At 64.4% G+C, this 22,565-nt stretch carries 20 protein-coding genes, 4 tRNA genes and 1 other RNA gene; 11 read left to right on the top strand and 14 right to left on the bottom strand.

The window, feature by feature from the left end; all coding sequences use genetic code 11:
• Positions 1 to 30 precede the first annotated feature (30 nt).
• From EA187_RS17790 to EA187_RS20860, 3 genes are all read right to left on the bottom strand, one after another.
• Positions 31 to 2,139 carry a two-component system sensor histidine kinase NtrB gene (locus EA187_RS17790; RefSeq protein ID WP_127781126.1) on the bottom strand — a complete coding sequence of 703 codons (2,109 nt, stop codon included), beginning with the start codon at positions 2,137 to 2,139 and terminating at the stop codon, positions 31 to 33.
• 51 nt (positions 2,140 to 2,190) lie between these two features.
• A complete protein-coding gene (locus tag EA187_RS17785; RefSeq protein ID WP_127781125.1) occupies positions 2,191 to 2,460 on the bottom strand; it encodes a hypothetical protein in 270 nt (89 codons plus the stop codon).
• Positions 2,461 to 2,523: 63 nt separating this feature from the next.
• Positions 2,524 to 2,739, bottom strand: a complete 216-nt coding sequence (locus tag EA187_RS20860) for a dodecin (protein ID WP_115607403.1) — start codon at positions 2,737 to 2,739, stop codon at positions 2,524 to 2,526.
• Positions 2,740 to 2,978: 239 nt separating this feature from the next.
• Between EA187_RS20860 and EA187_RS17775 the strand changes: the two genes are divergently transcribed.
• Together EA187_RS17775 and EA187_RS17770 are read left to right on the top strand one after the other, a co-directional pair.
• Complete coding sequence (locus EA187_RS17775) at positions 2,979 to 4,505, top strand: cryptochrome/DNA photolyase family protein (RefSeq protein WP_127781124.1); 1,527 nt, start codon at positions 2,979 to 2,981, stop codon at positions 4,503 to 4,505.
• Positions 4,498 to 5,904, top strand: a complete 1,407-nt coding sequence (locus tag EA187_RS17770) for a TIGR01777 family oxidoreductase (RefSeq protein ID WP_127781123.1) — start codon at positions 4,498 to 4,500, stop codon at positions 5,902 to 5,904. The genes EA187_RS17775 and EA187_RS17770 overlap by 8 nt, the downstream gene beginning before the upstream one ends.
• A gap of 15 nt (positions 5,905 to 5,919) precedes the next feature.
• Here EA187_RS17770 and EA187_RS17765 read toward each other — a convergent pair whose 3' ends face one another.
• Together EA187_RS17765 and EA187_RS21010 are read right to left on the bottom strand one after the other, a co-directional pair.
• Positions 5,920 to 7,077 (bottom strand): glycosyltransferase family 4 protein, encoded by a 1,158-nt coding sequence (locus EA187_RS17765; protein WP_127781122.1) that lies wholly within the window; start codon positions 7,075 to 7,077, stop codon positions 5,920 to 5,922.
• Positions 7,078 to 7,168: 91 nt separating this feature from the next.
• Complete coding sequence (locus EA187_RS21010) at positions 7,169 to 7,294, bottom strand: hypothetical protein (RefSeq protein WP_283808563.1); 126 nt, start codon at positions 7,292 to 7,294, stop codon at positions 7,169 to 7,171.
• 95 nt (positions 7,295 to 7,389) lie between these two features.
• Between EA187_RS21010 and EA187_RS17760 the strand changes: the two genes are divergently transcribed.
• From EA187_RS17760 to EA187_RS17745, 4 genes are all read left to right on the top strand, one after another.
• On the top strand, positions 7,390 to 8,403 hold the full coding sequence (locus EA187_RS17760; RefSeq protein WP_115607410.1) for a thiamine pyrophosphate-dependent dehydrogenase E1 component subunit alpha: 1,014 nt from the start codon (positions 7,390 to 7,392) through the stop codon (positions 8,401 to 8,403).
• 58 nt (positions 8,404 to 8,461) lie between these two features.
• Positions 8,462 to 9,502 (top strand): alpha-ketoacid dehydrogenase subunit beta, encoded by a 1,041-nt coding sequence (locus tag EA187_RS17755; RefSeq protein WP_127781121.1) that lies wholly within the window; start codon positions 8,462 to 8,464, stop codon positions 9,500 to 9,502.
• A gap of 71 nt (positions 9,503 to 9,573) precedes the next feature.
• Positions 9,574 to 10,686 carry a NeuD/PglB/VioB family sugar acetyltransferase gene (locus tag EA187_RS17750; RefSeq protein ID WP_115607414.1) on the top strand — a complete coding sequence of 371 codons (1,113 nt, stop codon included), beginning with the start codon at positions 9,574 to 9,576 and terminating at the stop codon, positions 10,684 to 10,686.
• Between the two features lie 320 nt (positions 10,687 to 11,006).
• Positions 11,007 to 11,666, top strand: a complete 660-nt coding sequence (locus tag EA187_RS17745; RefSeq protein ID WP_127781120.1) for a sugar transferase — start codon at positions 11,007 to 11,009, stop codon at positions 11,664 to 11,666.
• Between the two features lie 126 nt (positions 11,667 to 11,792).
• On the opposite strand, the gene EA187_RS17740 is transcribed toward EA187_RS17745, so the two are convergent.
• Together EA187_RS17740 and EA187_RS17735 are read right to left on the bottom strand one after the other, a co-directional pair.
• On the bottom strand, positions 11,793 to 12,818 hold the full coding sequence (locus tag EA187_RS17740) for an ATP-grasp domain-containing protein (protein ID WP_127781119.1): 1,026 nt from the start codon (positions 12,816 to 12,818) through the stop codon (positions 11,793 to 11,795).
• Positions 12,819 to 13,053: 235 nt separating this feature from the next.
• Positions 13,054 to 13,815, bottom strand: a complete 762-nt coding sequence (locus EA187_RS17735) for an ElyC/SanA/YdcF family protein (protein WP_127781118.1) — start codon at positions 13,813 to 13,815, stop codon at positions 13,054 to 13,056.
• Positions 13,816 to 13,955: 140 nt separating this feature from the next.
• Between EA187_RS17735 and rfbD the strand changes: the two genes are divergently transcribed.
• Together rfbD and EA187_RS17725 are read left to right on the top strand one after the other, a co-directional pair.
• The gene (gene rfbD, locus EA187_RS17730) at positions 13,956 to 14,870 is read left to right on the top strand and encodes a dTDP-4-dehydrorhamnose reductase (protein ID WP_164856378.1); all 915 of its coding nucleotides are present in this window, start codon (positions 13,956 to 13,958) and stop codon (positions 14,868 to 14,870) included.
• A 75-nt stretch (positions 14,871 to 14,945) separates the two neighbouring features.
• A complete protein-coding gene (locus tag EA187_RS17725; RefSeq protein WP_115607423.1) occupies positions 14,946 to 15,485 on the top strand; it encodes a gamma-glutamylcyclotransferase in 540 nt (179 codons plus the stop codon).
• Positions 15,486 to 15,493: 8 nt separating this feature from the next.
• On the opposite strand, the gene EA187_RS17720 is transcribed toward EA187_RS17725, so the two are convergent.
• The 5 genes from EA187_RS17720 to EA187_RS17700 form a co-directional block, all read right to left on the bottom strand.
• Positions 15,494 to 16,951 (bottom strand): hypothetical protein, encoded by a 1,458-nt coding sequence (locus tag EA187_RS17720; protein WP_127781116.1) that lies wholly within the window; start codon positions 16,949 to 16,951, stop codon positions 15,494 to 15,496.
• The gene (gene yidD, locus EA187_RS17715) at positions 16,935 to 17,414 is read right to left on the bottom strand and encodes a membrane protein insertion efficiency factor YidD (RefSeq protein ID WP_206524413.1); all 480 of its coding nucleotides are present in this window, start codon (positions 17,412 to 17,414) and stop codon (positions 16,935 to 16,937) included. Before yidD ends, EA187_RS17720 begins: the two co-directional genes overlap by 17 nt.
• Before the next feature lie 122 nt (positions 17,415 to 17,536).
• Positions 17,537 to 17,610 (bottom strand) — tRNA-Asp (locus EA187_RS17710).
• Positions 17,611 to 17,660: 50 nt separating this feature from the next.
• Positions 17,661 to 17,734, bottom strand: a tRNA-Asp gene (locus EA187_RS17705).
• A 37-nt stretch (positions 17,735 to 17,771) separates the two neighbouring features.
• Positions 17,772 to 17,844 (bottom strand) — tRNA-Val (locus tag EA187_RS17700).
• Between the two features lie 509 nt (positions 17,845 to 18,353).
• On the opposite strand from EA187_RS17700, the gene EA187_RS17695 reads away from it, so the two are divergent.
• The 3 genes from EA187_RS17695 to rnpB all read left to right on the top strand — a co-directional run bounded on the left by EA187_RS17695 (position 18,354) and on the right by rnpB (position 19,957).
• Positions 18,354 to 18,425: transfer RNA gene (locus EA187_RS17695), tRNA-Ile, on the top strand.
• 311 nt (positions 18,426 to 18,736) lie between these two features.
• Complete coding sequence (locus tag EA187_RS17690) at positions 18,737 to 19,483, top strand: zinc ribbon domain-containing protein (protein WP_115607427.1); 747 nt, start codon at positions 18,737 to 18,739, stop codon at positions 19,481 to 19,483.
• Between the two features lie 86 nt (positions 19,484 to 19,569).
• Positions 19,570 to 19,957, top strand: an RNA gene (gene rnpB / locus EA187_RS17685) — RNase P RNA component class A.
• A 94-nt stretch (positions 19,958 to 20,051) separates the two neighbouring features.
• Here rnpB and EA187_RS17680 read toward each other — a convergent pair.
• Together EA187_RS17680 and EA187_RS17675 are read right to left on the bottom strand one after the other, a co-directional pair.
• Positions 20,052 to 20,885, bottom strand: coding sequence for a hypothetical protein (locus tag EA187_RS17680; protein ID WP_127781115.1), 834 nt, complete (start codon positions 20,883 to 20,885; stop codon positions 20,052 to 20,054).
• A 77-nt stretch (positions 20,886 to 20,962) separates the two neighbouring features.
• Complete coding sequence (locus EA187_RS17675) at positions 20,963 to 22,267, bottom strand: thymidine phosphorylase (RefSeq protein ID WP_127781114.1); 1,305 nt, start codon at positions 22,265 to 22,267, stop codon at positions 20,963 to 20,965.
• Positions 22,268 to 22,565 lie beyond the last annotated feature (298 nt).

The following is a 22,565-nucleotide window of genomic DNA, read 5'->3' as shown; positions in this document are numbered from 1 at the left end:
CCGAAACACCGGCCTCGCTCGCCATTGAGTTCAGGCCGGTGGCGACTCTTCACGACGCTCGGCGCCGGTATGAACGGGCAGGCTGAGTTGAAAGCGCGCGCCCTGGCGAGAGGGGCACAGGCGCAGTTGCCCTTTGAGTTCGTGGGCGATCGAGCGCGAGAGTGAGAGCCCCAGGCCGGTTCCCTCCCCGACGTTTTTGGTCGTGAAAAAAGGATCAAAGATACGCTCGCGCAACTCCTCGGGCACCCCGTGGCCCTGGTCCTCGATTTCAATGATGACCTGTTGCTTTCGGGAAAAAAGGCGCAGCGTGATGGCCCGACGCTCCTCGGCAAGCTCCTCGACGGCGTGCAGGGCGTTGATCAGCAGGTTGACCACGATCTGAGTCAGGCGCGCCGGATCCGCCACCACTGCAGGCGTCGGCTTGAGGTCGGTGCTCAACGTGACCCGGTGGTTGAGTTGCGCGCGGGTCAGCCGCATGGCGGCCTCAACGGCCTCCATGGGGTTGATGACCTCGGCTTCGGCCGGCTCGGTACGATGCGAGAGGGAGAGCATATCGCGTACGATATGAGCGACGCGCTCGCTGCCGGATTGCGCCGCTTCCAGCGAACGTTGCAGCTCATCGAGATGCTCGGCGATGCGCTCACCGGCCCCGTTGGCCCGCTCGGCCGCGGGCAGGGCGAGAAGCTCCGGAAGCTCTTCAAGCGCCTCCAGGGCAAACACGATATTGCTGGTAATGTAGGCCAGCGGGTTGTTGATCTCGTGGGCCACGCCGGCGGCCAGCGTGCCCACAGCCGCCAGGCGATCGACCTGGGCGATGCGCTCGCGCATGGCGGTGATCTCGGAGACGTCTCGGATCAGCGCGAGAAAGATGGGCCCGGGCTGCGAGGGTACCACCACGATCGTGTATTCGATCGGAATCCACTCCTCCCCCCGCGAGTCGCGCACCCTGGCCGGATGCACCTGAAACGAAGCCTCGCCATGGGGATCCGCAAAGAGGCGACGCAGGTATGCGCGAAGATCAAACGAGGAGGAGTCGATGGTCATGCATTCCAGGAGCGGGCGCCCCAGAGCATGTTTGCGAGCGATGCCAAAAAGCTCTTCGGCGCGCGGGTTCCACTCTTTGATCGCCATCGTGGCGTCGAAGACGATGATGGCCTCGGCTGCGTTGGTGATGAGCGTCCGGGTGCGTATATCGCGATCGCTGACCTGGCCGCGTAAGACGACCTCCTCGGCGCAGAGCTGATTGTAATGGCAGACCATGCCCAGAAAGATGATCGCAAACCCGCCGGCACGGGTGAGCTGGGAGGCCAGAAAACCCGGGTCAAAGAGCGCCTCGGAGGCCAGCGCCGCATAGAGCTGGCTTGCGAAGAAGGGTAGCGCGCTGAGCCAGAGCGCAAAGGAAAACACGCTGCGGTAGACCCGGTCCATCCAGGGAAAGACCACCAGGAGCAAGAGCGCAAAGAGCAGGAGCGCGGGAAGATCCATCGGACGCGAGAGCAGCCGGCCCGGGGAAAGCTCCAGGGGAAGCCTGGTCGAGGCGGCGCTAAGCCAGACGCACGCAAAGGCCAGCGCTGCCAGCACCAGACCTGCTGCAACGAGCAAGGCGCATCGCAGACGCCGAGACATCGAAGCGTGGTGCCTACGCATGGAGATCGCCCCGAGGCTCGCCAGTACGAAGATCACCGCCGTCCCGGTCTGCGAGATCGCCGCGTTGTAGAACATAAACTCCGCCGGGCTGACCACCTGCCCCAAAAACCCGTACAACACCAGCAGGTGCACCCCCGTAATACCACTGGCCCAGAGCGCCACGGCCGTGATCATGGCCGCGACTGCGTCGGGCTGGGAGCGCACGCGCGTGGCGGCCATCACGGCGGTCGCCAGGGTCAGACAGACGACCGTCCACTCCAACGCGGAGTAGACGCTTAACTCCAGCATCCACTCATGAAGTCGAAGGAAAGCTGGACCGGATCGCGACGCATGGAGCTCATTGACCTCGACCAGCACCTCATCGACGCGCCCGGCAGCACCTCGAACACCCAGGACCGTCAGAATCTGAGGCAATGCACAGAGCGCAGCAACCAGGGCGAAGAGCCCTGCGCGCGACGATGTGCTGAGCTGACTTCGTGATGCGTCATCCACCGCCTCCTCCCCCGACACAAATCCCCCTTCGATGTGCTGACGCGCGAGCCTCTAAAAGCCCATGGCCTCGGCCAGATGCGTCTCGCAGAGAGCGGTGGTGTCGCCGCTGCGCTCGCGCAACCCCTCGCAGGCTTCACAACGTTGGGCCTGAGCGTAGACCTTCTCGTCGCGTGATTGCTGATCGAGCTCCATCAGCCGCTCCTGCGCGCGGGCGCTGGCCGGGACGAAGTTCTCGACGTCCCAGCCGGGCTTGTTTTTGAGGGCGCGCACGCCCTCCTGCACCACGCGTTTTTTATGACGATTGCTGTACTTCTCGGACATCGGTCCCTCCGCCGGCGGACGTCGTGAATGCGCGCGATTGCGCCGCCCCCGATCTACCGAAAATCAGCTCGATCCGTCGAGGGTAAAGCCCACATCGACCCTGACCTGGTAATGGGCGACCGACCCATCGGTGATGTGGCCGCGGGTCTCTTTGACCTCAAACCAGCGCATGTTGCGCACCGATTCCCCGGCTTTTTTCAGCGCGTTATCCACGGCGGCTTCGATGCCATCTGGCGAGGATCCAACGAGGGTGATGACCTTATAGACATGATCGCTCACAGGGGGCTCCTTGTAGAAAAAAAGTCGTCTGGGGTCGCGCCGATCAGGGCGATGCGCCCTGGTCGGCGGCCTGCACGTGTGGGGCAGAACCTGAGCACACCACCGGCGATGGCCAGCGCCAAATTCTCTTCGTCGCGGCGACTTGCTTTTTTGTGCAGGTGGCGACACTTGGCGCGACCTCCCCGCATCGCGGGGCTTTGCTTTTGTAGCTTCGACTTCGATTGACTTTTGAGGTGACCATGTCGACGCCGTCCTCATCACACAACACTGACGCGCACGCCGCCGGCGCGCCTTCGATTCGCATCCGCGCGATCAACGACGCTCCTGTGCGCGAGCAGGGCGAGTTTGTGCTCTACTGGATGGTGGCCCATCGCCGCCCCCACTGGAACTTCGCCCTGGATCGGGCGGTGGCCCTGGCCGAGGCGCTGAATAAGCCCCTGGTGGTGCTCGAAGCGCTGCGCCACGGCTACCGCTGGGCCTGCGACCGTTTTCACGCCTTTGTGCTCGAAGGTATGGCTGCCCAGGCCGAGGCTTTCAACGACGCGCCGGTGCTCTACTACCCCTTTGTGGAGCGCGACGACGCACCGGGCAAAGGGCTGATCGAAGCGCTGGCCAGGCGCGCCGCTGTGATCGTCAGTGACGACTACCCCGCCTTTTTTCTGCCAGAGATGCATCGGGCCACCGCCCGGAAGATCGCGGTGCGTCTGGAGCTCGTCGACTCCAACGGGGTGGTGCCGATGCGCCTGCCCGATAAGAAGTTTGCGCGCGCCTTCGACTTTCGCCGATTCCTGCACAAAAACCTCAACGCCTGGGTCCACAACTTCCCCCGCGAGGCGCCCTTTGAGGGGGTGACGTTGCCCACGCTCGAAGGGCTGGGCGATGAGGTGGAGTCGCGCTGGCCCCGGGCCGATGCGGCGTTGCTGCGTGCCGATCATGACGCGTTGGCCGCGCTTCCCATCGACCACACCATCGCCCCCTCCGAGGAGCTGCGCGGAGGCTGGAAGGTCGCGCAGCAGCGTCTCAAAACGTTTCTAGGCTGGCGGCTGGACCGCTACGCCGACGACCGCAACGACGTCGAAGACGGCGCGGCCAGCGGACTTTCGCCCTACCTGCACTTTGGCCACATCAGCCCCCACGCGATCTTTCGGGCGGTGACCGAGCGGGAGGGGTGGAGCCCTTCGGATACGCAGCCCAAACACGCGTCAAAACGCGCCGGTTTCTGGGGGATGAGCCCGGGCGCGGAGAGCTTTCTCGACGAGCTTTTGAGCTGGCGGGAGGTCGGCTTTAACTTCTGCGTGTTCGATCCCGAGGGCTACGACCGCTTTGAGAGCCTGCCGGACTGGGCGCAGCAGACGCTGGCGGAACATCGCGATGACGTGCGTGAACACCTCTATTCGCTGGAGGAATTCGCCGCCGGCCACACCCATGATGCGCTCTGGAATGCCGCGCAGATGGAGCTCGTCCACCGCGGGGTGATGCACAACTACCTGCGCATGCTCTGGGGCAAAAAGATCCTGCATTGGAGCTCGTCGCCGGAAGAAGCCCTGGCGATCATGATTGAGCTCAACAACCGCTACGCCATCGACGGTCGCGACCCGAACTCCTACAGCGGCATCTTCTGGGTGCTCGGCCGCTACGACCGGGCCTGGGGCCCGGAGCGCGAGATCTTTGGCAAGATACGCTACATGACCTCCGACAGCACTCGCCGCAAAATGAAGGTCGATGGCTACATTGAGCGCTGGGCCGCCGAGGTCGAAGATGCCTGAATTCAGTCGCCGCACCGGCTATCCGGTCAGCTCACTGCAGCTCTACAACTGGCACGCGCGCCCCGGGGCCTTTGAGCGCCTGGTGCCTCCCTGGGAGTCGATTGAAGTCCTGGAGCAAAGCGGCGGCATCGCCGATGGCGCGCGCCTGGTGATGCGCATTCAGCAGGGCCCGGTGGGTGTGATCTGGGAAGCCCACCACCGCGATCATATCGAGGGGCATCAGTTCGTGGACGAACAGGTGCGCGGCCCCTTTAAACACTGGCGACACACCCATCGTTTTGAGGCGCTGGGGCCGGAGCAGAGCCTTTTGATCGATGAGGTCGACTACGCGCTGCCGATGGGGGCGTTGGGGAACTTTTTTGGCGGCGGATTCGCCGACGCCCTGGTGGAGTCGATGTTTGCGTTTCGCCATCGGCGCACCGGCGATGATCTTCGGCGGCATCAGGCGCTCTCACCGACACCGCTGCGCGTGGCTGTGAGCGGAAGCTCCGGCACCCTCGGGCGCGCGCTGGTGGCCTTTTTGAGCACCGGCGGCCATGAGGTGTATAAGCTCGTGCGCCGGCGCGCGATGAACCCCGATGAGATCGCCTGGTCGGTGGAGACTGGCGAGGTGGAGCAGGACAAACTCGAAGGTCTTGACGCGGTGGTGCACCTGGCCGGGGAGCCGGTGCTGGGCGAGCGATGGTCGACAGCGAAGCGCCGGCGAATTGAAGAGAGCCGGGTCAGGGGCACCACGGCGCTGGCCCGGGCTCTGGCCGGTCTCAGCGAGCCCCCGAAGGTCTTTTTGAGCGCGAGCGCCATCGGCTTTTATGGCGATCGGGGGGAAGAGGCGCTCGACGAAGATTCGGAGGCCGGCGAGGGGTTTCTGGCCGGGGTTTGCCAGCGTTGGGAAGAGGCCACCGAGGCGGCCCGGAGCGCCGGGCTCCGGGTGGTGCATCTGCGCATCGGGCAGGTGCTCGACCCTCGCCACGGTGCCTTTGCCGAGCTTCGACGCGCGCAGAAGCTAGGGGGTGCCTCGCGCATCGCAAGCGGCACGCAGTTCATGAGCTGGATCGACCTGGATGATGTGCTCGGCGCGATCCTCTTTCTGATGAACGACACGCGAGGGCGCACGCTGGAGGGGCCGGTCAATCTTGTGGCACCGCGGGCACAGACCAACGCCGAGGTGATGGCGACGATGGCGCGGGTACTCGGCGGCATGAAGCTGGTGCCGGTGCCCGGCGCGACGGTCAAGACAATCCTCGGTGCCGACGCCGCCCGCGAGACCGCTCTGGCCAGCCAGCGGGTCGTGCCGCGCAGGCTTATCGACGCCGGCTTTGAGTTCTTCTACCCGGAGCTCGATGAGGCTCTGGCGATGAAGTTCGGGGTCGCGCTGCACCCGGAGGCCTCGGAGGGGTGAGCCTGACGGGCAGGCTTAAGCAAAGCCGGCAGCCCGGCGCAGAAAGTCGTGATGTTCTGCGGCGCGGGCCGGGTCTGCAACTTTGCGGGCGGTCTCAACGCCCCGGGTTGCCGCAGCTCGCAAGAGGGCCGGGGAGGTGAGGTAGCGCCTCAAGTCGCCGGCGAGTGATTCGGCGTCACCGGGGGGGTGAAGCGCGTCGTCGGGCAGAAGCTCGGGCAGCCCGCCCGCGCTGCTTCCCAGGGTGGGTACCGCGCGGGAGAGAGCCTCGACGACCGCGCGGGGAAGCGCGTCTTCGCGGCTGGGCTGTACATAGAGATCGAGGGTGTCGAGCCAGTCGAAAACATCCTGGCGGGGGAGCACGCCCTCAAAATGCAGACGTCCCCCGAGTCCCAGCCTTCGGGCGCGTGCAAGCCAGGGGGCTGGCTCACCGCAGCCGACGATATGCAGCGAGGGGCGCAGGCGCTCGGGGAGCAGGCGCAGGGCATTGAGCACCACGTCGAGGCCTTTGTAGTGCAGATCGTAGGCGGCGATCATGCCCACGCGCGCCGGGGAGGTGAGCCCGGCGTCGATGCGGGCCAGACGGCGGCGCAACACGGCCCTGTCGGGAGACGCAATGCGGGCATCACTCAGCGCCAGAGTATGCCCGGTGGCCGGATAGCGGCGCTGGAGGTAGTGGCGGGTGACGTAGTGCACAAAAGGGGCGCGCGCGGCCAGGGCGCGGGTTTGAAGGGCGGCCAGCGGTGCGTAGATTTTTCCGGAGATTGAGCCGTGATGCCAGTACGCGCCCAGGGGGCAGCCGACGACTTCGAGGAGGAGGTTTTTTTGAGCGCGCAGCGCGCAGAAGGCCGCCAGGTTGCCCAGCACGCTGGTGCGCGCGATGATCAGGTCGGCCGGAGCGATGAGGGCATCGATCGTGTCGATGGCCCGGGGCATACGGGTGAGCCAGCGAGCGGGGCTGGCCAGATCGGGGAGCGCGACGAAGTTCACCCCGGGGCGGTCGGCGCGCGAGGCCCCCGCAGGCGGGGGTGTGGGTCGCAGGCGGCCGGCGACGGTGAGCCTGTCGAAGACCTCCAGGTAGGGCTCCCAGGTGCGGCGGTCGGGGGTGCCGGGGGCCCACATCTGATGGCGATGGGGGTAGAAGATGCTGTCGTGAATGAAGATGGCGAGCGTCATGGGCGCCAGAGGAGCGGGATGGAGGTGGGATCGTGGCGCGGCGGCGCAGACCGGAACGCGGTGCTGTGGAGGTGCCCGTGGTGCGCCGCATTTAGGAGCGTAGCAGAGGGCGGGGGGCGCAGACCAGCGCGTGCCGTCGCCAGCGCGTGCCGTCGCCAGCGCGCAGGCTGAGCAGAGCTTTGAGGTAGGGGCGTCGCACCAGATGTGAAGCGGTCAAACGCCCTGTTTTGAGTCGCACACCAGCCCGGACCGCGCCGGGGATACGGGGACGAGAGCGGGCTTCTCGGTGCCCGAAGCCACAAGGGGGAGAGGATGGTCGCAAGAGAGCGTACGGGGCAGTCTGATTACCAGGAGGAGCGTATCGATCCGCGGGCGCGTTTTGCGCAGATGGAGGGCCCGCTCAGCGAGAAGCTCTACGCTCAGATGCGCCTGATCCGCCGTTTTGAAGAGCAGCTCCTGGAACGCTTTGATCGGGGCTTGCTGGTGGGCACGACCCACGCCTACATCGGTCAGGAGGCTGACGCGGTGGGGGTGATCAATCATCTTCGCGCCGGGGATGTCGTCTTCAGCAACCACCGCTGCCACGGCCATTATCTGGTCTGGGGCGACAAGCCCGAGGCTCTGGCCGCCGAACTGATGGGGCGCGCAGGAGGGCTTGTGGGCGGGCGCGGCGGCAGCCAGCACATCTGCGACGGGGGCTTTTATACCAATGGCATTCAGGGGGGCATCGTTCCCGGAGCGCTGGGGCTCTCGCTGGCAAAGAGGGTGCGTGGCGAGGATGCGGTGGCGGTGGTCTTTATCGGCGACGGCACCCTGGGTCAGGGCGTGCTCTACGAATGCCTGAACATGGCCAGTCTGTGGGGAGCTCCGCTTTTGGTGGTGCTGGAAGATAACGGCTGGGCTCAGTCCACGCCGAGCCACCGGGAGGTCGCCGGCTCTATGCTGGAGCGGGCGCGGGCCTTCGGGATGGAGGCCGGCGCGATCGAATCGACCGACGCCGAGGCCATCTACACTCATTTTGAGGGCATCATTGAGGAGGTTCGCCAGAGCGTGCGTCCCCGGCTGGAGGTGATCCACACCTATCGCCTCTGCCACCACTCCCGCAGCGATGATCACCGACCTGCCGAAGAGATCGAGGCCCGGCGTGCCGATGACCCGCTGCCGAAACAACGCCAGCGCGTCAGTGAGGAGCGCGCCCGGGCCATCGAAGAGGCGGTGGAAGCGCGGTTATTCGAGGCATTTGAAGCCGCAGAAGCCCAGGCGCAGCCCGCCGTGGAGCAGCTCGACGATCCTCTCCTGCGGGGGATGCCCGGCCCACAGACCTGAGTCGCAACGCGCGCCGAGGCAACAGGCCGAACCTTTTCACCCGAACCGGGAGCCGGCGATGAGCCAGACTGTGTTGGAGTCTCTAAATCAAGCGTTGCATCGCATGATGCAGACCGACGAACGCGTGCATCTTATCGGTGAAGATCTTCTCGATCCTTACGGCGGGGCCTTCAAAGTGAGCCGGGGACTTTCCACCGCGTTTGAAGATCGGGTGTGGACGACCCCGATCTCGGAGGCGGGTTTTGTGGGAGTGGCCATCGGCATGGCCATGGGGGGCCTGCTCCCGGTGGTCGAGATCATGTTCGGCGACTTTGTGCTCCTGGCTGCCGATCAGCTGATCAACCACGGGGCCAAGTACGCCTGGATATACAACGAGAAGGTCGATGTGCCGCTGGTCGTGCGCCTGCCCATGGGGGGGCGGCGCGGCTACGGCCCCACCCATAGCCAGACGCTGGAAAAGCACTTTCTGGGGGCGCCGGGCCTGGCGATCGTGGCTACAAACCCCTTTGTGGACAGCGGACGGCTGCTGGAGACGGCCACCCGCTACGACCGGCGTCCGGTGCTCTTTGTGGAGAACAAAAAGATGTACGCGCGGCGTCAGCGACCGATCCAGGGGGGGCGTTGCGAGGCGATGGACGCGCGCGTCAGTCCAGGCCCCTACCCCAGCGTCAGCTTAAGTTTCGGGAGCTTTGAGATGGCCGACGTCACGCTGGTTGCCTACGGCGGGATGGCTGAGCTTGCGGTGGAGGCGGCCGAGCGCCTGCTCATCGAAGATGAGCGCTACTGTGAAGTGGTGATGCCCACCTCCATTCAACCTCTGGAGATGGATGCGATTGCGCAATCCGTTGCACGCAGCGGACATCTCGTGGTGGCCGAAGAGTCGCCGGGAGCCGGTGGGTTCGGCGCGGAGGTCATCAGCGCGCTGCCGGCGGCGGCCTGGGCCGCGCTGCGCGCCCAACCACAGCGAGTTTCCGCGCTCAACCTGCCCATCGCCAACAGCACGGCGCTGGAGGCGGCAACCCTTCCCGATGTCGACGATCTTCTCGCAGCGATGCGCCGCGTTCTGCCAACTGCCGCCTCCCGAAGCGCCACCGGCTGAGCCCCTGAAATAGACTTGCTCCGAGCACACCGCCACGCTGACCCCATCGATGTTTTGCACTGAGGACACTCATGGAATGGCTACACATCCCGATGCTCAACGCCAACGAAGATGAAGTGGAGGTCATTGAAGTTCATGTCGACGAAGGCCAGGAGGTTGAGCGCGGTCAGGTGCTCTGCACCCTGGAGTCCACCAAGGCCACCGCCGATGTGGAGGCCCCCTGCGATGGATTTGTGCGCGCGCTGGGGGTGCGTGAAGGCCAGCGCGCAAAAGTCGGTCAGCCCCTCTGCGCGCTGACGGCGACGGCCGACGAGCCCGTACACCTCTCCTCCCCCCAGGCCGATGCCGGGGCCCAGGCCGGGAGCGATCTTCCGCGGGCCACTCGCCGCGCCGCGGCTCTGGCCAGTGAGTATGAGGTCGATCTTCGCACCATCCCCCACGAGGGCATCCTCACCGAACGCGATATCCTGGCGCACCTGGGCCGGGGCCCGGGCGCGCTGCGCGCGCCCGGCGATCAGGCAGCCCGGGCCCACACCGACATCGAGGTCGGTGGCGGCGGAGACGCCATCGTGATCTACGGCGCCGGCGGCCACGCCCGCGTGGTCATCGATATGGTGCGGGAAGGTCGACGCGATCTACGCATCATCGGCATCATTGATGACGCCCCCGACCGCCCCGACGAGCTGCTGGGCGTGCCGGTGCTCGGCGACGCTTCGATGTTCGCCGGGCTCCGAGAGCGCGGCGTGCGCCTGGCCGCCCTGGGCGTCGGCGCGGTCACCCACAACGCACTGCGCGCCGAACTCTTCGCTCGTCTCAAGCGCGAAGGCTTCTTGATGCCCAACCTCATTCACCCCCGCGCCGCAGTCGAATCATCGGCGCAGATGGGCCAGGGCAACCAGATCTTCGCCGGTGCCGTGGTCAGCTCCTGCGTGCGCCTGGGCGACAACACCATCATCAACAGCAATGTGGTCGTCAGCCACGACTGCATCATCGAAGACCACGCCCACCTCACCCCCGGCGCGCTCCTGGCCGGGGGGGTTCAGGTGGGACCCCGTTCTGTGGTGGGCATGGGTGCCACGATCTTTCTGGGGGTGCGCGTGGGTGCCGATGTCGTCGTGGGCAACGGCTCCCACATCCTGCAGAACCTCGAAGATCAGCGCGTGGTGCGCGCCGGCGAGCGTTGAACGCGGCGCGGCTCACCAGCCCCCGCGACTCGCGGGCTAGCCGCGCCGCAACCGCACATTCAACGTTTGAGCTATAACGCCGTGTGGCCATGTTGACGCCTTTGGATGCGAGATTGAGAGTGATCTGAGCAAGGCGCAAAGCGCAGGCGATGCTTTAGTTGCAACGCTGCTCAGGGTGCTCTCCATGCAGCAGACATGGCGTCAACGTTGGCTCACGGCGTAGTAAGCGTCAGCCCCAGACGTGCGTCTCGCCTGGCGGCCTCTTGTTCATCGTGCAAGATCAGCTACCCTCCTGCCCGACCCTTTGCTGAGGAGCGCCCATGCCCCTGTACGACCACCTCAAACGCACGATCGATGTTGTCGCCGCCGGCGCCGGGCTGGTGGCTACGGCCCCGGTGCTCGCTGCGAGCGCGGCGGCGGTGTACGCCACCATGGGCCGACCGCTCTTCTTTCGACAGCAACGCCCCGGCCTCGGTGGCGAGCCCTTTGAGCTGATCAAGTTTCGCACCATGCGCCTCTCGGCTCCCGACCAGGATGATATCGGCAGTGAGGCGAGCCGAATGACCCCGGTGGGGCAGTTTCTGCGCTCGACGAGCCTTGATGAACTCCCCACGCTTATCAACGTGCTTCGTGGCGAGATGAGCCTTGTGGGACCGCGCCCTCTTCTCATGCGCTACCTGCCTCGTTACAGCTCGGAGCAGGCGCGTCGCCACGAGGTACGACCCGGCGTCACAGGCTGGGCGCAGATCAACGGGCGCAACGCCCTGAGCTGGGAGCAGAAGTTTGCCCTGGATGTCTGGTACGTCGACCACCGCTCGCTGTCTCTCGACCTGAAGATCCTGCTGGGCACCGTCGGCAAAGTCTTCGCCCGCGAAGGCATCAACCAGAGTGGACACACGACCATGCCCGAGTTTATGGGCAACGAAGCCTCCTCCCCCTCCGCCGGCAACACTTCCAACTCGGCACGCAGAGGCGCCTGATTCACGTCTACATTCAGACACTTAGACTTCTGCAAACAACAGCGCCGCAGCCTCAAGAGGCTGCGGCGCTGTTGTTTGATGTGCCAGGCGTTCGAGGTCGAAACAACGCGCTGTCAGGCGCTCACTTCACCAGAGGATTCCCAGCGCGGCGCGCATCCCGGCCAGGCTTGGTGAGAGCAGGGATTGAGTCGCCTGCGCCACATCTTCGGTGACGATCGTCTCGGCCCAGTGGCGCAATATCGTCATCGACTGCACCGGGGGCTGCACCACCGGCTCGCCATAGAGGAGATGTCGCAGCGCGATCTCCACTTCGTTAAAGCCCGCGCAGGCGCGCAGCGGAGTGGTGCCGGAGAAGCGCGCGTTGATCTCGAAGACTTTGACGCGCTCGCCGTCGAGACGAAACTGAACATTGACCGGCCCGAAGGCCCCCAGCGCCTCGGCGATCTCGCGCACCTGGGCGTTGAGCTCGGGATAAGGCGCCACAAAGCCCTGGTAGGTGTTGCCATCGCGGAGCAGGCGGCGCATCACAATGGAGGCCTCGCAGCGTCCCTCAAAGACCAGGGCTCCGGCGGTGTACTCGTCAAAAGGGGTGGCAACGCACTCCTGAATGACAGGGTCAGGCTCCAACGCCAGCGCGCGCTCCAATTCGGCTTCGTCGTTGACCTTGTAGACCCCGACCGAGCGACATCCCACCCTCGGTTTGACGATCAACGGAAATCCCACCGCCTCTATGAGTTGTCCGACATCGCCCGGCAGCGCTGAAACCGGACAGCCCAGGCCGCGGTCGCGCAAAAACTCGTAGGTTCGCCATTTATCTTCGGCGATCGCCACGACCTGCTCGGGGCTGATGAGCAGCCGGGTGTGGTAGGTCTCTTCGAGACGAGCGCGATGGGCGGCAAGCAGACGCAGTTCTACATCGGTCCCCACCAACACCACATCGGGGCTCTCGCTGGCGAGGATCGCCTCGAACTGCGGCAGAAACTCCGGGTCCGCCGCCAGTGGTACCAGATGAGCGCGATGCGCCCAGTAGAGGCCCGCGGCCAGCGGACTCGGGTCAACAGCAATGATCGTGGCATCAAGCGTGGTAGCACGCAGAGCTCGGATGATCCCCTGACCGAGCAGCGCGCCGGCACCGGTGATGAGCACCTTCATGCGACGTCCTCCCTTGGCAATAGCCCGGGCCCCCCCAATATACGATGTGGCGAAGATGCTCGCCGAAGACCCGACCATGATGAGCAGAGCTGCAGACCGGCGCCCAACGGCGTCTGAACGTGCCCCCTGCCTTCGGATTCAGGCAGCGCGCCCCGCCTGGTCACAGAGACCTGAAGGAGGCGCCTTCACTAATGATAAACACCCCCGAACTCATCAACCAGTCCACCGCTCACACTCAATCTCCCCCGAGGCTCACAAAGAGCCGACCTGCCCACTCGTAGAACGCACGCTCGGTCTTTCGCAGGTGGGTGGCGTTGGGCCACAGCCCACCGCCCTGCCCTTCGATCACGCGGTGAGCGCAGGGCGCGGCGGTGGGCCTGAGCCCGCGACGCTCAAAGAGCTGCATCGCCCGAGGCATATGCGAGGCGCTGGTCACAAGGATCAGCGACGCACCGGGGCCAGCCATCGCCTCAAAGGCCTCGGCCTCCTGAGCGGTATCAAGGGCGCTGTTGGCGATCAGAATGCGCTCCGGCGCCACACCCAGATCGATGGCGAGCTGGCGGGTGGCCTCGGCGTTGGTGCGCCCCCCTTTGCGTGTGCCCCCGCTGACGACGAGCTTTGCGTGGGGAAGTTTTCGCAAGATGCGGATGCCTTCGACCAGGCGCATCACACCTTCTTCGTGAATCTGAGCGACCAGAGGATAGCGCTCATCGTCGACAAATCCCGCCCCCAGAACCATCACGTAATCGACCCCGGTATACTCCTGAGCATCGACATCGAGCAGGGGCGGGTAGCGCTCCTCCAGGGGGCGCAGCATCAGGTTGGCACCCGGCGAGCAGCTGCCAAAGAGCAGCCCGGCGGTTGCCCCGATGATCAGCAGGGGGCCCAGGCGGCTCTGCGGCCAGCGCCACCACACGACAAGCCCCACGATGATGAGCGCGGCGACCATTCCCAGGGGTAAGAGCAGCATCGCAAAAGCGCGTTTGATCACAAACATAGAGACGTCCCCATCGCATCTGAATCGCCGCCGGCTAAGCCGAGGAGCTGGGAGGTTGGCCTGACGGTGTTTAGGTTTATCCTATGCTCTTCGAGTCTGCGAGGGGCGCTGTCACCATCATCTTGAGGAGGGGGGAGATTATGGTCTCGACCATCGTGATTGCCAGCGCCGGGCAGCTGGGAAGCGAACTTATGGCCGCGCTGAAAGCCGGCGGCGAAGCCGCTGTGGGCGTCAACCTGGAGCAGTGCAACCTCGACGATCCCCACAGCATTGAGGCGACCTTAGAGCGCCATCCTGGGGTTACCCGGATCTTTAACGCCGGGGCCTTCACCCAGGTGGACCGGGCCGAACACGAGCCCCAGGCCGCCTTTCGTACCAACGCCCTGGGCGTGGGCTTTTTAGCGCACGCCTGCGCCGAGCGCCAGATCACCCTGGTGCACTTCTCCACCGACTATGTCTTCGGCGACGGCCACAACCGTCCCATTGAGGAGGATGACCAGCCCAATCCACTCTCGGTGTACGGACGCAGCAAACTTCTGGGTGAACGCCTGGCGTTGCAGCATAACCCGCGCACGGTGGTGCTGCGCAGCTGTGGGCTCTATGGCCCCTCCCATCCCAACTTCGTACGCGCCATGCTGCGACTGGGACAGGGCCCCGAGCCGGTGGCCATCGTCAACGATCAGGTCGTCACGCCCACGCCCGCCCGCACCCTGGCCGAGGTCGCCATCGCCCTGTCCACGCGCGATGATTTCGGCATCTTTCACGCCACCGCCCAGGGGCAGTGCTCCTGGTTTGACTTCGCCCGCGCCCTCTTCGACCATCTCGACCTGCGCCCTCGCCTGCGACCGGTTGACTCCGCGAGTTGGGGAGCGGCGGCGCGACGCCCATCCTACTCGGTGCTGGAGAACCTGGAGCTCCAACGCCTTCAACTCGATACCTTCGGCGACTGGTACGCCGAACTCGCGGCCTTCCTCGATGCCCACGGCCAGCGCCTGCTCCATGAGCTTCGCCCCGACGACGACCTCGACGCTGGACATCGCCCCGCAGCGCCTTAAAAGTCAGGGAGACACAGGCCGACCGCCTCTTCAACAGCGCCGGCCCTCCCCCTTTCCCTTACGCGGTCATTCACGATGTGGATCTTCGGTTACGGCTCGCTGATCTGGCGCCCCGGCTTTAACTATGAGGCGCGCCTGCCCGGCATCATTCGCGGTTTTCGTCGCGTCTTCTACCAGGGCTCGCCCGACCATCGAGGTGTCCCCGACGCCCCGGGACGCGTGGTCACCCTCCTTCCCGACCCCCGGGCCTCCACCTTCGGGGTGGCTTTCAAGCTCGGTGCGGCCGAGCACGCGCGCATCCTCGGCGAGCTCGATGTGCGCGAGCAGGGTGGCTACCAACGCCATCTTTTGCCGGTCTTTTCTCCCGCGCACGACGCTCCGCTGATCGACGAAGCGCTTGTCTACCTGGCCACCCGCGACAACCCCCACTACCTGGGAGAAGCCCCGGTGGAAGCGATCGCCCACCAGGTGCTGCACAGCCACGGCCCCAGCGGCCCGAACACCGAGTATGTGCTGCGCCTGGCCGACGCCCTGCGCGCCGAGGGTGCCGACGACCCTCACGTCTTCGCGATCGAGCGCGCCCTGCGCCAACTTCTCGATGATTCGGCTCACTGAAGAGCGGCTCAGGGCATGATGCGGTATTCGACCAGATCTTCGACCACATCAATGAGATTGCCCCGCGCATCCGGCTCGCGCAGCTCCCGGCGCACCACCCCTCGTCCCGGCGCAAAATAACGACGCTGGTCGGGAAGCCGGAAGTACGGGCTCGACTGCGTCAGCGGCCCGGTCCCCTCAATGGCGTACGTGCCCACAAAGCCGCCAGCCGGCGTCTCCACACGATGCCAGCTCTCGTCGACGACAAAGGTGCCCTCCTCCGCCCCCAGCCCTGCTCGCCCCCAACCCTGACCCGGCTCAAGCGGAAAACTGAAAATCGGCACCTGATACTCAAAATACTCCAACAGATAGCTCAGATCGTCGATCCGCGCCTGACAGCGGGTATTGCACACGTAGATGCGCCGCGGAGTGAGCACCCAGCGCTCGTGCGCTCGTGTAAAATCGGCGTCTTCATACGAGCGCATCACATGCACCAGTCGCCAGGTGCCGTACTGTTCCACCCCGAGCACCTCCATGATGACCTCGGGGCTGCGCGGGGTGCCGGCAGCCGCCTGCCCACCCACGGCGATCTCCAGCGGATCGACCTCCTCCTGCCCCAGCGCACGGTTGTAGCGCCGAAACCTCCAGAAGTTCCCCTCTTTAAGGGGGAAGGGATACTCGCGACTGCGCAGAAGTTCGGGCTTCAGATGCAATCCCAGCGCTACCAGCGTGCGCAGGCGGCGGTCGGCCTCCACCGGGGAGGCCAGAACGAGCACCTCGCGGGTGGGGTCTTGCGGTGAAGGCACACGGAAGATGCGCGAGATGCGCAGCTCAAAGACCACATCGGCCTCGGCATAGCGCAGACGCAGCACGTTGCCCCAGTGCTGGACGACACGCTCATCTTCCTTTGCGACAGGCCCGTTGACGGTGCGCCCCTCGCCAAGCTCCAGCCCCTCAAGCTCCAGAAGTTCGCCCAGCCCCCCGTCGGCCCCCTCGGAGCTACGGGTCGGCGTGAAAATCTCCCAGGTTTGCAGCGCCCCGCCCATCTGCACATCAACAAACTCGTGGGCCTTCTCCGGACTGACCTTCACGAGCTGCGCGTAGCTTTCGGGCGCGATGTAGAGGTGATCCCAGAGAGCCTCATCGCGGGTGGTCAGCGCCTCAAAGATCGCCTCTCCCAACGCCTCGCCCTCCGAGATCAGGGGCATCTCCCGATCGCTCTCAGTCTCCAGGCGCCCCCACCCGCCGCTGAGTTCGGCCCCCTGACGAAGTTCCCGCAGAAGGCGGCCCTCGCGCACCGCGGCCCCTTCAGGCGTGAGATCGGGATGCTCGGTGTAGACCAGCGGACGCAAGGGCTCCGTGCCCGCCCCCCGCTCCGACTCGGCGCACCCCACCCCGGCGGCCAGCACCATCAGCAGCAGCAGGCCCACTCCCCGGCGGCAATACGCCCTCTTCTCGTTCTGTGTCCGGCTAGAGGAAGAAGTCATTATCTTCGATCGGATCGCGGTAGTAGACGGAGCCCTCTTCGATCTTCTCGATCGGCAGGCGCCGCAAGACGCTGGAGCTGTTGGATCGCATCAGACGATCGACGGCCAACCAGGAACCCAGCAAAAAGCCGTGATGTTGCACGGCCTCGTAGGCATAACGCGAGCAGGTGGGGCGATGTTCGCAGCGCGGCCCGTCCACCGCGGTGAGGTGCCGCGAATACAACCGGTAGGCGGTGGTAAAGATGCCGGAGTTGGCCGATGTTGCGACACCCCCGGCCTCATCCCATCCGGCCGGACCGCCCTCGGGCATCGACGCGCGCGCCAGCGCTCCGGCTGGCATTCCACCCGCGGAGGCCCACTCGGAGGCCCCCGGTCTTGCCGTCGGCGTGCTCTGGCACGCGCTCAACATCAGCGCCAGCGCCAGCATCGCGATGGGAGAAAGCGTTGTCGGAAAACGATACATCGACACCTCAGCAAAGAAGCGCGCCCGGCGCGCCGGCCCACTCTGCGAGCGGGCACCACCCGCTGTCAACCGACGTACCAACGCAAAAAGCCACCCACAACATGTGGGTGGCTCTTGATGAGCGGGGTAGACGGGACTCGAACCCGCGACCTCCGGCGTGACAGGCCGGCATTCTAACCAACTGAACTACTACCCCGTAGTTCTCAAATTGTACTGCGTTGCGTCACTTAACTTGCGCTAAGTGAGCGGGGTAGACGGGACTCGAACCCGCGACCTCCGGCGTGACAGGCCGGCATTCTAACCAACTGAACTACTACCCCGTAGTTCCTACTTTTCAAACAACCTTACAGGTCGCGATGGGCGCAACAGGGTTCGAACCTGTGACCTACGGCTTGTAAGGCCGCCGCTCTCCCAGCTGAGCTATGCGCCCGTTTCAGGAGGCCTCGGGGCCAGGGTGTGAACCCTTTCTCCTCGAAGCGGAGCCGGACAATAGGAGAGGGTCGGTGGGTCGTCAAGGTGTTTGTGCACCCTTGTGCATCTTTTTTTTCGGACCCGAATCGGCCCGTCAGAAAAACATCGAGAAGTCCATAACTTAGCTTCAAAAGGCCCTGATTCACCCGGTGATCGCGCGCCGAAGATCGCCTCAAATCCCCCTGCGCATGAGGATCGTACGCGCCACAAAAAATCAATGCGTCGCGCTAAACCCTCCCCACAGTGTGATTATTTATCAATAACTACGGGCACTTAGATTCCGCGCGAATATTCCCGGGAGGGGGGAGGTCTTCGAAAAGCCGCTTGCACCCCGGGGGCCCTTTCGTTATGACACTTGGCCTGCTGCGGCGCAGGATTTACCGCTGCAGACTTAGCAGGATCGAAATAGCAACACCCTGCTAAGGGTTCGTTCGACGCACGATAAGGGCCTTACTGGCCCGGTTACCTGGGCCTATAGCTCAGTGGTAGAGCCGCCGGCTCATAACCGGCTGGTCCCTGGTTCGAACCCAGGTGGGCCCACTCGCCCGACTTTGCTCGGGCAAACACGCGCGACCCCCGACGCCTCTTGTAGAGTCGTTCAAAGGTCGCGTCAGACGTCAGGTTGACAGGAGATCATGCAGCTCGTCGCGCGTTTACAACCCACCGGCCTCTCTCGACGGGGCCTCTCTCGACGCCACCTTCTGGCGGCGGGACTCCCCTCCTACGCGCGACAGGTCCGACCGACGCAGCCCCGCACCAACTTCACGAACATGTCCACCGCTCCAAGAAAGCGCCTGAGCCTTCGCTCAGGCGCTTTTCTATTGGGCACCCATCACTCGGCGAGGTGAATTTTGAAAGAACAACTGGCCCTTCTTCGAGAACTTCAGAACATCGACCTGGAGCTCGACGAAATCACCACCAAGAAAGAAGAGATCGTTGGACGCATCCAGGAAAATACCGGCTTCCTGGACAAACTCGTCGACGACCTCAACTCCCAGAAAGAAGAGCTCGAAGAGATTCGCGCCCTTCAGTCGCAGAAGAAAGATGATCTCAAGGAGATCAACGAAAATCTGACCATGCGTCAGAAGCGCCTTCGCGACATCGGCTCGACCAAAGAGTACAACGCCGTCGAGAAGGAGATTGAGAGCTTCAAGAAGTCCAGCGAGCAAACCGAAGAAGAGCTGCTGCACCTGCTTGAAGTCATTGAGTCGACTCAAGAGTCGATCAAAGAGAAGGAAGACAAGATCATCCAACTGCGCGAAGGCATCGCCGCCGATGAGGCCGAGGCCGAGAAGCGCCTGGCCGAGCTCGACGCGGTCATCAACAAGCTGACCAACCGTCAGGAAGAGGCCCGCGGTCAGGTCTCCAAGCGCGTGATTCACAAGTACGACTTCATCCGCAGCCGCCGCCCGGGGCTTGCGGTGGTGGCCTGCAAAAACGGCCATTGCGAAGGCTGCTTTATGGCGCTTCCGCCCCAGCAGTACATTGAGGTTCAGCGCGGCAACACGCTTGAGATCTGCCCGAGCTGCAACCGCATCCTCTACTTCTGGGAAGATGCACTGGGCGAGTCGTCGGCCTCCGACGCGATGGAAGCCTGATTTGAGTAAAAGCGCGACCCAATCCACCTCGCCGGTGGTTTCAGGTTGAAAAGATGAACCCGGGGGGTTACCTCCGGGTTCGTCTCGCTTTAGCGCAGACGGTCGCCGGTCGCTTCTCTTCGGAGGGGCGGCGGGAGGAAAGTCCGGGCATCACAGGGCAGGGTGGTCGGTAACACCGACCGGGGGCGACCCCAGGGAGAGTGCCACAGAGATATACCGCCGCGCGCTTGAGCGCGGTAAGGGTGAAAAGGTGAGGTAAGAGCTCACCGGGGCGGCGGTGACGTCGCTCGTCCAGGTAAACCCCACCCGATGCAAGGTAAACAGAGGCTGAGCGCTCTTTAAGAGCGCTCCGGGGTGCCCGCCCCGCGGTCTCAGGTAACCGCTTGAGCCTTATGGCAACATGAGGCCTAGATGAATGACCGTCACCGCGCCTTGAGCGCGGGACAAAACCCGGCTTATCGCGCTAAAGCGAGACGAAAAAAGCCCCCGGAAGCCAGCTGGCTTCGGGGGCTTTTTTGCGTCGTTTTAACGCCGAGCCGATGCCCGAGATGTTCAGGCCTGGTGCGGCCTATTCGGCATAGAGGCGCCCGATAGCTTCTTTCAAACGCGCGTCTTCCGACATCGTCTTATGCAGACGCGCCAGCAGACTCTCCAGCCCGCTTGTGCCCTCGACCCGCACCGGTTCGATGAGGTCGACTGCGCTCTGGGCCATCACATCGAGGTTGAGGTAGGAGGCCGTCGAGATCGCGTCGAGCGTCAAGCCCTCCTCGATCAGCAGACGCATCAGCGCCTCGGGCTGGGAGTAAAGATCGAGGTCTGCGGCGTGCAACACCGGACGACGCAAGCGGTGGTCGCCAGCGCTGGCAATGAGCAGAAGCTGCGGGCCAAACGCGACCCCATCAGGCAGGCGCACACACCACTGGCCGGCGCGGTCGCTGACCGTCTCGATCAGTGGCTCGCCCACCGGCTCGCCGCGTGCATCGCCCTCGTAGAGAGCAACTCGCGCGTTGGCCACCGGGAGCTCCCCCTCCAGCGCGGCAGCGTGCGCGGAGGGGATCAGGAGTTCGAGGAGGTGGGGGCCCCGTGCAAACTTACCCTGCGGCGCAAGCACCAACCCGCGAAGGATACGCGGATGCGACTCGGCGCTGGCCTCCTCTTCGGTGGCCCCGACGCACTCGGCAGGAGGCGCCTGGGCGCTCAACGATTCGGCGCCTTCCAGCAAACGCTCCTCGTCGAAGGCAAAACCACCGCCCTGCCCTTCTTCAGCCTCGGGCATCAGAAGATCGTCGCCAGGCACCTCGTCACCCGGTGCCTGCAACGACTCATCCAGGGGAGCGTCGGCGGGGAGATCGCAGGCAACAAGCAGGAGCAACGCCATTATCAGCCCCAGGCGACATGGCATGGAACTCCTTACGACCGTGCTGGCATGCCGCTGAACCACAGACACCTCAACCTCATAACAACTGTACCTTCAACACCTTAGCTAAGGCGATCGAGGATCAACGGCGGCACATCGGTGGGGGCCTCGCCAATCACGATCGCATCGCGCAACATCTGCTTGACCTTATCAAGCTCGCGATCGTCGTTGTAATGGATGGTGACCACCGGTTGCCCGGGCTCCACCTTATCGCCGCGTTTGGCATTCATCACCAGGCCCACGGCCGGGTCGATGGTGTCTTCTTTACGGCGACGTCCGGCGCCGAGTTCCATCGCAGCGATGCCAACCGATTCGGCCTGCATGCGATTGATATGGCCGCCCTCCCAGGCTTCCAGCACCGTGGTGTATTTGGCGGTGGGCAACTTCGAAGTGTCAGCGCAGACCGAGGCGTCGCCGCCTTGCGCTTCGATGATCTTCTCGAAGACTCCCAGCGCGCTGCCGTCGCGCAGAAGCTCGAACAAGCGGCGCTTGGTCTGATCGCGATCGGAGACTTCCCCGGCCACATCGAGCATCTCGGTGACCAGCTCAAGGGTGATCTCGGTAAGATCTTCGGGACCTTCGCCGCGCAGCGTCTCAATGCTCTCAATGACCTCCAGGCTGTTGCCGATGGTCAGGCCCAGGGGCTGGTCCATGTCGGTGATGAGCGCTCGCACCGGGCGGTTCATCGCCTTACCGATGCCGATCATCGTCTGCGCAAGCTCGCGGGCGCGGTCGATGTTCTTCATAAAGGCACCGGAACCCACCTTCACATCGAGGATGAGCGCGTCGATGCCCTCGGCGAGTTTTTTGCTCATGATCGAGCTGGCAATCAGCGGAATGCACTCCACCGTGGCGGTAACATCGCGCAGCGCATAGATCTTCTTATCGGCCGGAGCGACCTCGCCGGTCTGACCGATAAGCCCCAGCCCCAGGGTGTCGACCAGCTCAATGAAGCGCTCGACGCTCTGGTTAACGTTAAAGCCGGGGATGCTCTCGAGCTTGTCGAGCGTGCCACCGGTGTGCCCCAGCCCGCGCCCGGAGATCATGGGCACCTTGAGCCCAGCGGCCACAGCCAGCGGCGCCAGGATCAGCGAGACCTTGTCGCCAACCCCGCCGGTGGAGTGTTTGTCGACCTTGGCACCGACGATGCTGGAGAGATCGAGGACCTGGCCGGAATGCAACATCGCCTCGGTCCAGGCCGAGAGCTCTTTGGAGGTCATTGACTGGAAGTAGACCGCCATCAGAAACGCCGACATCTGGTAATCGGGCAGCTCTTCGGTGGTGTAGGCATCGACCAGACGCTTGAGCTCCTGCTCGCTCAGCTCCCCACCCTGACGTTTCTTGCGGATCAACTCGACAAAGCGCATGGCCTCCCTCGGCGTTAGCGTCAATAAAAGCGGCCCGCTCACTGTGAGCACCGGGCCGGGCCGGTCAATCTAGTGGGGGGGGATAAGGCTGGCAAGCATGCTCGTGAGAGGAACGATGGTAGGGCCTCCCACATCACGATCGCATCGATTTTACGGGAGCCTCTCGGTGTTGGGGGAGCAAAAATGCGGCGAGTGGCTTGACGCTCGTTCCCGGCTGCCTAGGTTGCTTGAGCGCAAGAGGCTTCTCCGGAGAGCCCCGGCACTTTGACTTATAACGTCGTTCCTACGAACCCAGTTG

Origin of the sequence: Lujinxingia sediminis (assembly GCF_004005565.1) — a bacterium.
Taxonomy (GTDB): Bacteria; Myxococcota_A; Bradymonadia; order Bradymonadales; family Bradymonadaceae; genus Lujinxingia; species Lujinxingia sediminis.
The sequence above is the reverse complement of the archived record's forward strand: the minus strand, read 5'-3'. Positions and strand labels throughout refer to the sequence as shown.